This window comes from Sporomusa malonica (genome assembly GCF_900176355.1).
Taxonomy (GTDB): Bacteria; Bacillota; Negativicutes; order Sporomusales; family Sporomusaceae; genus Sporomusa; species Sporomusa malonica.
In genome coordinates, this window is sequence record NZ_FWXI01000047.1 from 1 (window position 1) to 10462 (window position 10462).

Below are 10462 nucleotides of genomic sequence, written 5' to 3' on the forward strand. Positions count from 1 at the left end.
TTTTTGGTTTGTGTCTTGCGACACGCACGCACATCTGGCATTTTTTATGATGCATTACTTTACATTGTTCAGTTTTCAGGGAACAGTTGTTGTCGTTCGCACTGGCTTCAGTGCCGCGACGTTTTTATATGTTATCACGCTTATTTCATCGTGTCAACATCTTTATTCTTGGTATTTAGTGTCACATTCTTCAGCGACAGCTTTTATATATTATCACGACTTTCGAAGCTGTGTCAATATATTTTTTCTTACATCTTATCGCCGCGCTTGACAATCTACTTATGTTAACACACCTATTATATCGTGTCAATACATTCTGCACGCAGTTTCCCTATAAGTAGTAGCGCTCTAAGGGGTTGTCGGCCACTCTATCGTAGCATATTGTAACCTGGCATGTCAATTATTATTCACGCAATTTTGAAAAAACAAAGAATTCACCGTTTGAATTAAGCCTTGGAGAATCGGATATTATTGCATTTTTAGTTAGGGTAAACCGAACAAAAGAGACAGGCTTACACCTGTCTCTTTGTTATCCTGTTAGAAAGTATAACTTACGCCTGGATAGGGGCAACATCGGCTTCCGCTTTCGCCAGAGGCTCGGCGCAAGCCGTGTTTTCTATCATGATCTATTTTTTTACTACCAGCTCAAGCGCGACTGGTATTGCAGCAGGCACAGTTTCCTTAGCAATTACTTTTTTTGCTGTTTCGATACTGATTTTTCCCATATCCTTTGGTTTCTGAGCTACAGTGGCAGCTAATCCACCTTCATTTACAGCTTTAACAGCATCGGCGGTAGCATCAAAGCCAACCACCATTACATTAGCACGTTTGGCGGCTTTAATAGCTTCAAGAGCGCCCAGTGCCATTTCGTCGTTGTGAGCAAATACCGCGTTGATTTCGGGGTTGGCCTGAAGGATGTTCTCCATAACCTTCATACCTTTAGCACGATCAAAGTCGGCTGGCTGTTTAGCAACTACAGTTATCCCTGCTGCTGCTTTGATGGCTTCGTTGAAGCCTTTGCCACGATCGTTGGCAGCCGAAGTTCCTGGAATACCTTCAAGTTCTACAACCTTGCCTTTGCCGCCCAGTTTGTCAACAATGAGTTGGCCAGCCATTTTTCCGCCGGCAACATTGTCAGAGGCAATGGAGCTTACAACTGTACCGCCGGCAGCGCCGCGGTCAACAGTGATTACCGGGATATTTGCCTTGTTGGCAGCTTCGATAGCGGGAACGATCGCCTTGGAATCAACCGGGTTAACAATAATAACACTTACCTTTTGCTGAATAAGGTTTTCAATGTTGGCCAATTGTTTGGAAGCGTCATTTTGCGCGTCCATAACGACAAGCTCAAGACCATTAGCGTCAGCAGCAGCTTTAGCCCCGTCTTTCAGGTCAACAAAAAATGGGTTGTTTAACGTGGATACTGCCAAACCAACCACTGCTTTTTTTGCAGCCGGAGCCGGCTCTTTGGATTGGTTGCCGCCGCAGCCGGCAATGAGACTCATGCTAATAACCATAACTAGTAGTAAAGCCCAAACACTCTTTTTACGCAGATTGCTAAACATTTTTTCTCCCCCTTGATATTTTAGTCAGAATGGAAATCGAAAACCGGCGATTGCCTTGAACTCCCCTCCCTTCTTGCCAGGCAAATGCAAACAGCTGTATTCTGGCTATTTATCCGATGACTAACCCGTTCTAATACTCCCGTCCTCTGCAGGAGGGAGTATTAGAACGGGTTAGTCCCTGGATAATTCGACTAAGATTCAGATGGGGTTAGAACCCCATCTGAATCAAGTCTCATTTATCGCGTTTGCGGTCGAGTAATACTGCTAGCAAGATAACCGCTCCTTTGGCTACCTGCTGATAGAAAGAGGATACATTAAGCAGGTTGAGCCCATTATCAAGAACCCCGATAATCATGGCTCCTACCAGCGTACCGCCTATTGTGCCTAATCCACCGGCGAGACTTGTGCCACCTAAAACAACGGCAGCAATGGCATCAAGCTCAAACCCCATGCCGGCAGTGGGTTGTGCCGAATTAAGACGCGAAGTAAGAATAATTCCGCTTAGCCCAGCCAAGAGCCCGGAGAGAGTATATACCGTGACTAATATCTTTTTAGTGCTAATGCCAGACAGCCTAGCTGCTTCTTCATTACCACCAATTGCATAAATATAGCGGCCTAGCTGGTTTTTCTTAAGGAGAAAGTAGGCGGAAATAAAGATGAGTGCCATAATGACAACAGGCACAGGAATCCCCATGATATAACCGGCGCCCAGCCAGCGAAAGTCTTCTGTCAGACCGGTAATCGGCCGTCCTTCGGTATACACCAACGTGTAGCCTCTGGCTACTGTCATCATACCCATGGTGGCGATAAATGGCGGTATTTTTCCTTTTGTAATTAAGAGGCCGTTAATTAAACCCAATATACTGCCGACGACCATACCGGCAATTACCGCTGTCCCCATACCCTGACCGGCAGCCATAAGTCCGGCGGTAATACTCCCAGCCATGGCCACAATAGAGCCTACCGACAAATCAATACCGCCGGTGAGAATGACAAGCGTCATGCCGACACTGATAATGGCGTTTAATGAAACTTGTCGGGTTACGTTGAGCAGATTGTTTACTGTTAAAAATCGGTCAGACAGGAGCGCCAGTGCCAGGCTGATTAAGAGCAAGCCTAACAGCGGCCCCATTTTTCGAATTATAGTAGCACTAAGTTTCGGTTTTAACTGTTCTGCAGCCACAAAATTACTCCCCTCCGGCCGCATAAGCCATTATTTTTTCCTGGGTTGCTACGGCAACCGGCATATCAGCCAAGATACGGCCTTGATGCATGACCAATACCCTGTCACTCATTCCCAACACCTCAGGGAGTTCTGATGAAATCATCAAAATACCCACCCCGGCAGCTGTCAGCATATTCATGATTTGATAAATCTCGGCTTTGGCGCCAACATCCACACCCCGCGTGGGTTCATCCATAATCAATACTTTAGGACTGGTTGACAGCCATTTTGCTATAACCACTTTTTGCTGATTGCCACCACTCAGGTTTTTTACCAGCGCTGCCGCCCCTGGTGTCCTGATTCTTAGTCTATCAATTTGGCTGTTGACAATCCCGGCTTCAGCCTTACTAGAAACGAAGGTCTGGCTACTTACGGTATCCAGGGCAGCCAGCGAAATATTTTCTCCTACCGACAGCGACAAGATTAAGCCTTGATGTTTCCGGTCTTCGGTAATTAAACCAATTCCTGCCCTGATGGCGTCGGCAGGAGTTTTTATCGTGGTCGGTTTGCCGGCAACATTGATAGTACCGCTGTCTACTGGGTCAGCACCAAATACCGCTCTGGCCATTTCCGTGCGGCCTGCACCCATAAGTCCGGCAACCCCGACTACTTCCCCTGCGTGTACGGAAAAAGTGACATTATCAAGCACTCCTTGGCGGGATAAGCCCTCAACTCTAAGTACTTCAGCGCCCAGGGACGCCGCCTCCTTGGGAAACCGGGCAGTCATTTCTCGCCCGACCATCATTTTTACCAACTGATCAAATGTAGCCTCAGTCGTATTGACAGTGCCGATATAGGCGCCATCACGCATCACCGTTATTTTGCTGCTTAAGGCAAACAGTTCTTCCATCCGGTGCGAAATATAGACAATACCGACACCGCCTGCTGCTAACTGGCGTATGATGCCAAAAAGATGCTCAGTCTCACGTCCGGTAAGAGCAGCAGTAGGTTCGTCCATGATGAGTATTTTGGTTTCATATGACAAGGCCTTTGCTATCTCCACCATTTGCTGTTCACCAATGCTCAGTTCTGAGACAACGGTGTCTGGAGAAATATCTGAACAGAGACGTGCCAACACCTGCGCCGCCTGCTCGCGCATGGTCTTCCAGTCAACAAAGCCAAGAGCGCGAAGCGGTTCTCGCCCAAGAAAAATATTTTCCATGACAGTAAGTTCCGGCACTAGATTGAGTTCTTGATGGATAATCCCGATCCCTAGTTCCTGTGCCTGACGAGGGCCGGTTATCTCAATCGTCTGGCCATTAAGCACTATTTCACCAGCGTCTTTTTGGTACACGCCGCTGAGTATTTTCATAAGTGTTGATTTTCCGGCACCATTCTCACCCAAAAGGGCGTGAATTTCACCGGCTGCAAGGGAAAAGTTGACACTTTTCAGAGCCTTTACACCCGGAAATTCTTTGATAATCCCTCGCATCTCAAGAAGCACATGATTATTCACATCGGCCTCCTAAAAAGTTACTCCAGATTTTAAAATAATGTTGGCATATGGCGTACATTCACCTGTGCGGATAATAGCCACAGCCTGACGATTTAGCTGTTTGAATTCTTCGTGGCTTACCAACACGGTTGGAGTAGCTGATAATAGAGCTTTGATACCGTCATAAATTTCAGGACTGACCGCAGCCGTTTCACTGGCAATAACCGCACTTTCCACTTGCAGCTCGCTTAATATAACCTCAAGAGTACGCAAAAACTCTGGAACTCCTTGCGTCAGCGCTAAATCTATACGACGAACACCAGACGGTATTGGCAGGCCGGCATCACCAATAACCAGCATATCGCCATGCCCCATACCGGCAATGACCTCACTAATCGGTTGATTGAGCGTTCCTAGCTTTTTCATTTACTAACCTCCAACTGGCTGATATATTGATCGACTTCCCGCCGCCACGGCAGAGCTGGTTGAGCTCCCCTGCGGGTTACCGACAGCCCGGCGGCCACAGCAGCAAATTGTAGACTGTCTTTCAGTTCGCGGCCCTCGGATAATGCCGCCGCCAGAGCACCGGTATAGGCATCACCGGCAGCTGTTGTATCAACTGCCTCAACAGTAATTGACGGTACTTGAACTATTTCATTAGCCGTAATACAAATCGCCCCCAGACTGCCCAAGGTAACCACCACAGCCTTAACACCAAGGGAAAGCAGCTTCTTGCCAGCGGTAATCGCCTCAACGGGCGAATTTACCTGACAGCCGGTAATTACGGCAGCTTCGGTTTCATTAGGAGTAATGATATCCACTAACGCCAATGTCTGCTCGGAAATTGCGCAGGCAGGAGCCGGATTTAAAATTACTGTCCAGCCAGCTTCTTTTGCCACCTTGATAGCATACTGTACAGTTTCTGGCGGGATTTCGTGCTGTACCAGCAAAATTCCCGGCTTGGCAAAGCTTTTCAAAGCCTTATCCACATCTGCTTTACTGCAATAGGCATTCGCTCCAGCCACCACCACAATCGTATTGGCTCCAGACGCACCAACAGTAATCAGCGCCGTGCCGGTAGATGTATCAACCTTTCGGACATAGGCCGTATCTACATTGTTTTGCTTCAAGCTTGTTATCAGTTCTTGCGCAAAAGCATCTTGGCCCACGCAACCCACCATGGTTACTTTAGCCCCTAATTTACCTGCAGCTACAGCCTGATTGCCGCCCTTCCCGCCAGGAAACGTAGCAAACTCTCTGCCAAACACTGTTTCGCCGGTCACGGGAAGCCTATCTGCCGTAGCCACCAAATCCAAATTGAGACTGCCAACCACCATTACTGGAATATTCTCAGTTTGTTTCTGATTCATCTTAGCCCTCCTTAGCGCCGGAAGATTTGCGCACAATCAACTCCGGCATAAACTTTTGCTCACAAACACTTGTTTTAGCGCCGGTTATTTGCTTAAGAAGTATCTCTACGGCAGCCAACCCCATGTCATATACAGGCTGGCGTACAGTGGTAAGCGCCGGCTTATACCACCCCGCCATTCTGATGTCGTCATAGCCGACAACAGCCACATCTTCAGGTATTTTTAATCCACGCTCAGTCAAAGCTTCGATAGCACCAATAGCCATCATATCATTGGCAGCAAAAATAGCATCAAACGACTGTTGGCTGTCAATAAGCGCGATGGCTGCTTTATAGCCGCTGTCAAAAGTATATACCAACAACCAGCAGCTGCTCATTTACCGGCATTCTCTGTTGGCTGTGGGTATCAAAAAAACCCCGTCGCCTGTCAATCGCCGATGAAGACCGAACCGGTCCACCAATAAAAGCAATTTGTTGCCTACCAAGACTTATAAGATGCTTAACAGCCAACATAGCGCCCTCGTAGTTGTCACACACCACAGCACTCAATTTGGTGGCGGCTGAGCGCCGATCCAGCGTGACTACAGGCATGGGTAATGCCGATAGTAGCTCTAAATTACCTTCACTGTCCGCACCGCCAATAAATAGAATTCCGTCCACCTGCTTGCTAAATAGAAACTGGATATAACGTTCCTCTTCAGCCGGCTTACCGTCAGTATTGCATAAAATCACAGCATAGCCATGCTGCCTGGCAGCATCTTCAACACCTCTGACCAACGCTGGAAAAAATGGATTTTCAATATCGGGGATAATGAGCCCGATGCTGCGTGATTTTCTTTCTTTGAGCGCTCTAGCTACGGCATTGGGTCGATATTCCAGTTGGTTTACCGCCGCCGTTACCCGTGCCGCCAGTTCTTCTGACACCCCGGCATTGCCATTTAAGATTCGAGAAACTGTAGCTATCGAAACTCCAGCCGCTCGGGCGACATCCTTAATTGTTGTTGTAGTTTTCCCGTATTTCATTTTTTAATCTCCTGTTGAGCCTTTGAAACCGCATCAAGTTTGTATTTGCACCAGAGACATTTCCTATTGTAAACGTTTTCGTAAACGTTTACTGGTATATTACTACGTGTTTTTCGAAATTCCTGCTCGCGTTTGCAAAAAATTTGCACTATATACAAATAAGATTGCTAAAGAAAACACGGCTTGCGCCGAGCCTTTGACGACAGCGGAAGTCGATGTTGCCTTATCCAGGGAAAGTTATACTTTCTATCAGGAAAATAAAAAGCAGCCCCATGCGGGACTGCTCTTTATTATTCAATAATTTATTTAAGTACTGCTCCGGTATTAGCTGAAGAAACCAGTTTAGCATATCTGGCCAGATATCCAGTAGTGACTTTGGGTGCAGGTTTAACCCACGCTGCTTTACGCTTAGCCAGGTCTTCCGAACTTACCTTGACCTCCAGTTTGCGCCCCGGAATATCGATATCAATGATATCTCCGTCTTCCAATAGCGCAATAGGGCCGCCTTCCATAGCTTCAGGGGAAATGTGTCCAATACATGCACCTTGGGTAGCGCCGCTGAAACGTCCATCGGTCAAGAGCGCCACCTTAAGTCCCATACCGACAATTATGGCTGTCGGATTAAGCATTTCTTTCATGCCCGGACCGCCTTTAGGGCCTTCGTAGCGAATAACCACAACATCGCCATCTTTAATCTTTTTGCCAATAATGGCTTCTATAGCTTCCTCTTCAGAGTTAAATACGCGCGCAACTCCTTCAAATGTGAGCATATCTTCCTTTACTGCGCTTTCTTTTACAACAGCGCCTTCCGGAGCCAGGTTGCCATTTAAAATAGCGATACCACCTGTTTTGCGATATGGCTCTTCCACTGTCTTGATTACCTCAGGCCGATAAATAGAGGCATATTCAATTCGATCAGCGATTGTACCACTCACCGTCAGTGCGTCAGTATGAATACCACCGCCTTTAGAAAGCTCTTTCATAACCGCCGCAATACCACCAGCCTCGTTAAGATCCTGAATATGATAGGTACCACCTGGACTCAGCTTGGTGATGTAAGGAGTCTTGGCACTAATCTCTTCAAATAACGATAATGGTAATTCAATACCAGCCTCGTAGGCAATCGCGGTCAAGTGAAGCACTGTGTTGGAGGAACCACCAATCCCCATATCAACAGTCATGGCGTTTTTAAAGGCATCAATCGTCATAATTTCACGTGGTTTAACGTCCCGTTCCACTAAATCAACAATTATTTCTCCTGCTTGCTTGGCCATCATCCGCCGAGCACCAAAATGAGCTGCCGGAATAGTGCCATTACCAGGCAAGGCCATACCGAGTGCCTCTGTCATACAGTTCATGGTATTGGCTGTAAACAACCCGGCGCATGAGCCACAGCCTGGACAAGCAGCTTTCTCCATCTGATCTAACTCGCCAGCTGTAATCTTACCCGCTTCAAAAAGTCCGGCAGCTTCAAACATGCTGCTGACACTGATATCCCGTCCCTGATAACGCCCGGCAAGCATGGGACCACCACTCATTACAATACAGGGTATGTTCAGCCTGGCAGCTGCCATCAGCATACCTGGCACAATCTTGTCACAGTTGGGGATAAGCACTAATCCATCAAACCTATGGCCAATAGCCATTGCCTCAATGGAGTCGGCAATAAGCTCACGGCTGGGTAACGGATATTTCATACCCTCATGCCCCATGGCAATGCCATCACAAATACCAATGGCCGGGAACTCTACCGGCATGCCGCCGCCTGCAGCCACACCCAATTTTACAGCTTCGGCCACATCTCTAAGATGCATATGTCCAGGGATAATTTCATTAAAAGCATTAACAATTCCGATCATTGGTTTTTCTAATTCTTTGGGAGTATAGCCCATAGCATAAAATAACGAACGGTGAGCCGCCCGGGTTGAGCCTTTTTTGACTATATTGCTTTTTAACGACATAAAATTTTCTCCTCCTGATAGTAGACTGCCACCTGTCACGTACAATTATCTTTATTTGGTGGCCTTAGTATTAACATTGCATTAAGTATTCAACAAAATACCGGCAAATCCTTCTCTATTTGACGGCTATCCAGAAATTGCTTTGATTGTAAAGAAAAAATCGGTCATCGTCTTTTTTCATAAGAAGATGACCTACTTGCTTATCTTTAGCTTCTTTTTTTACTTTTCTTTGAGGGCTTTTGTTTGTTGACTTTACTCCCTACCGGCCAGGCAGCCCTAGGGCGAGGAATGTGTGCAGTTCGCTCCTCTGGAGACAATTCATCCCGGCGTGCGCCCAAATATACTTCAGCTAGCGGATAAAGGGTTTCGCGGCGGTTTGTATCAATCTCAAAATCAAACTTAGCTGTCGCGGCAATTTCACTTTTAGTAAAGCTAGCTAAAGCTAACTCATTAGGGCTTGGCAACACATCAATTTTTTTCTTACTTTGATTATAGATAGTAAGCAATACTGTTAAGGCGCCAACAACAAGTTCTCTAAGATCAACAGCCGGCAGTGATTTATACTGATGAGCAAAAGCCACCGCCTGCCTCAGATGTTCTGCCGCAATTTCAAGCTCGCCACAATCCAGCAGCATTTGCCCCAGAGAAAAATGAGACTCTACCTGCCCCATATCGGTCAATAGTGCCTGCTCATATGCACAAGCGGCTAATTCCGGGCGCTTGCCCTTGTAGTATATATTCCCTAATCGATTCCAAATATAAGAGTCTTTCGGGTTCTTGCAGAGTTTATTTAAAAAATAATTTTCGGCATCACTGCCCCAACGTGGTGCAAATTCGCCATCAATAAGCGCCTGACCAAAGACTACGCCGCTATCGCCCGTAATAGCAGCTGCCGCCATTTTCCCTGCAAGCACTGTTTGCATATGTTGAGATAGTTCCCACTCACCCGCACTATTACAATGCTTGCAGCGAAAATAGCCGACTGCCTGAAGCTTGTCCGCCATATTCTTACTTTTATCGGGTATTGCTGATAGCACCATAGTGCCAAAGTCATAATCGCCACTTTTACCACAGGACTTACATGTCAGTCTAAAAATGTTTTCGGGAAACTCCCTATTTATCTCTTTGATATGTTTATAGATATGTCTAGGATGTTTGCCAGGCAACATGGCAACAGTCGGACGCAACAGTATACTATCTACATCCTGACCTGTAGCTACACTGATAAGAAAAGGGTTAATACCATGCTTTTGATATTTTTCCATTCTAATACCATTCCTTCGTAAATAAAGTAACTAAACAAATGCTACTTACTTCCGCGACCTGAAAAAACCCCACCCGCGAATAGTGGGTGGGGTTTTTTCTTGTATTCTTATTATATGCCAGGATTTAGGGTATGTCAATTAGCTATTTGAACGGTCTATGCTTTTTCGCTATATATAACAAAAAAGCACTCACTTTCGTGAGTACTTTAGTAACCAGCAACTTCCTAATCTCCCAGGCCAATCCAGCCAAGTACCTTCGGCTACTACGACCGTCCATAGCACCCCATCTGCTTCGTTGTCACTGCGGGCGTCCCCTCCGACGTACTTCCAGTACGACTACGGAGACGTCCTCGCTTCCGCCTTGCAGCTGGAGCACTCTGAACGGTCTAAACTTTGAGACAGCAAAAAACACCTACATATTTAGTAGGTGTTTTCGTAACCAGCAACTTCCTAATCTCCCAGGCCGTTTCCAGCCAAGTACCTTCGGCGTTTATGGGCTTAACTACTGTGTTCGGTATGGGAACAGGTGGAACCCCACAGCTATCGTCACTGGATATACAGGTGAATATCCGGTTAAGGTATATTCCCTGAAAACTTCACAGAAGAAAAGCATTGCGCA

Annotated in this window: 9 protein-coding genes and 1 rRNA gene; all 10 read right to left on the bottom strand. The window is 46.6% G+C overall.

Annotation, left to right across the window (positions count from 1 at the left end):
- Nucleotides 1–626 precede the first annotated feature (626 nt).
- Nucleotides 627–1565 carry a ribose ABC transporter substrate-binding protein RbsB gene (rbsB, locus tag B9A22_RS24425; RefSeq protein WP_084578540.1) on the bottom strand — a complete coding sequence of 313 codons (939 nt, stop codon included), beginning with the start codon at nt 1563–1565 and terminating at the stop codon, nt 627–629.
- Nucleotides 1566–1797: 232 nt separating this feature from the next.
- Nucleotides 1798–2748 (bottom strand): ABC transporter permease, encoded by a 951-nt coding sequence (locus tag B9A22_RS24430; RefSeq protein WP_342747879.1) that lies wholly within the window; start codon nt 2746–2748, stop codon nt 1798–1800.
- 4 nt (nt 2749–2752) lie between these two features.
- Entirely contained in the window at nt 2753–4246 is a 1494-nt protein-coding gene (locus tag B9A22_RS24435; protein ID WP_084578542.1) for a sugar ABC transporter ATP-binding protein, read from the bottom strand.
- A 9-nt stretch (nt 4247–4255) separates the two neighbouring features.
- Nucleotides 4256–4651, bottom strand: coding sequence for a D-ribose pyranase (rbsD, locus tag B9A22_RS24440; protein WP_084578543.1), 396 nt, complete (start codon nt 4649–4651; stop codon nt 4256–4258).
- On the bottom strand, nt 4648–5595 hold the full coding sequence (gene rbsK / locus B9A22_RS24445) for a ribokinase (protein WP_084578544.1): 948 nt from the start codon (nt 5593–5595) through the stop codon (nt 4648–4650). Before rbsK ends, rbsD begins: the two co-directional genes overlap by 4 nt.
- Nucleotide 5596: 1 nt before the next feature.
- Entirely contained in the window at nt 5597–5956 is a 360-nt protein-coding gene (locus B9A22_RS26465; protein ID WP_281252441.1) for a LacI family DNA-binding transcriptional regulator, read from the bottom strand.
- Entirely contained in the window at nt 5937–6617 is a 681-nt protein-coding gene (locus tag B9A22_RS24450; protein ID WP_281252442.1) for a LacI family DNA-binding transcriptional regulator, read from the bottom strand. The genes B9A22_RS26465 and B9A22_RS24450 overlap by 20 nt, the downstream gene beginning before the upstream one ends.
- Nucleotides 6618–6919: 302 nt before the next feature.
- Nucleotides 6920–8578, bottom strand: coding sequence for a dihydroxy-acid dehydratase (gene ilvD / locus B9A22_RS24460; protein WP_084578546.1), 1659 nt, complete (start codon nt 8576–8578; stop codon nt 6920–6922).
- 206 nt (nt 8579–8784) lie between these two features.
- Entirely contained in the window at nt 8785–9843 is a 1059-nt protein-coding gene (locus B9A22_RS24465; protein WP_084578547.1) for a hypothetical protein, read from the bottom strand.
- Nucleotides 9844–10280: 437 nt separating this feature from the next.
- Nucleotides 10281–10397: ribosomal RNA gene (gene rrf, locus B9A22_RS24470) — 5S ribosomal RNA — on the bottom strand.
- Nucleotides 10398–10462 lie beyond the last annotated feature (65 nt).

What these genes read in the sequence shown, in the direction of transcription:
- B9A22_RS24450 (WP_281252442.1), bottom strand. Translation starts at nt 6,617, where the DNA reads ATGAAATACGGGAAAACTACAACAACAATTAAGGATGTCGCCCGAGCG.
- ilvD (WP_084578546.1), bottom strand. Translation starts at nt 8,578, where the DNA reads ATGTCGTTAAAAAGCAATATAGTCAAAAAAGGCTCAACCCGGGCGGCT.
- rbsK (WP_084578544.1), bottom strand. Translation starts at nt 5,595, where the DNA reads ATGAATCAGAAACAAACTGAGAATATTCCAGTAATGGTGGTTGGCAGT.
- rbsB (WP_084578540.1), bottom strand. Translation starts at nt 1,565, where the DNA reads ATGTTTAGCAATCTGCGTAAAAAGAGTGTTTGGGCTTTACTACTAGTT.
- B9A22_RS24465 (WP_084578547.1), bottom strand. Translation starts at nt 9,843, where the DNA reads ATGGAAAAATATCAAAAGCATGGTATTAACCCTTTTCTTATCAGTGTA.
- rbsD (WP_084578543.1), bottom strand. Translation starts at nt 4,651, where the DNA reads ATGAAAAAGCTAGGAACGCTCAATCAACCGATTAGTGAGGTCATTGCC.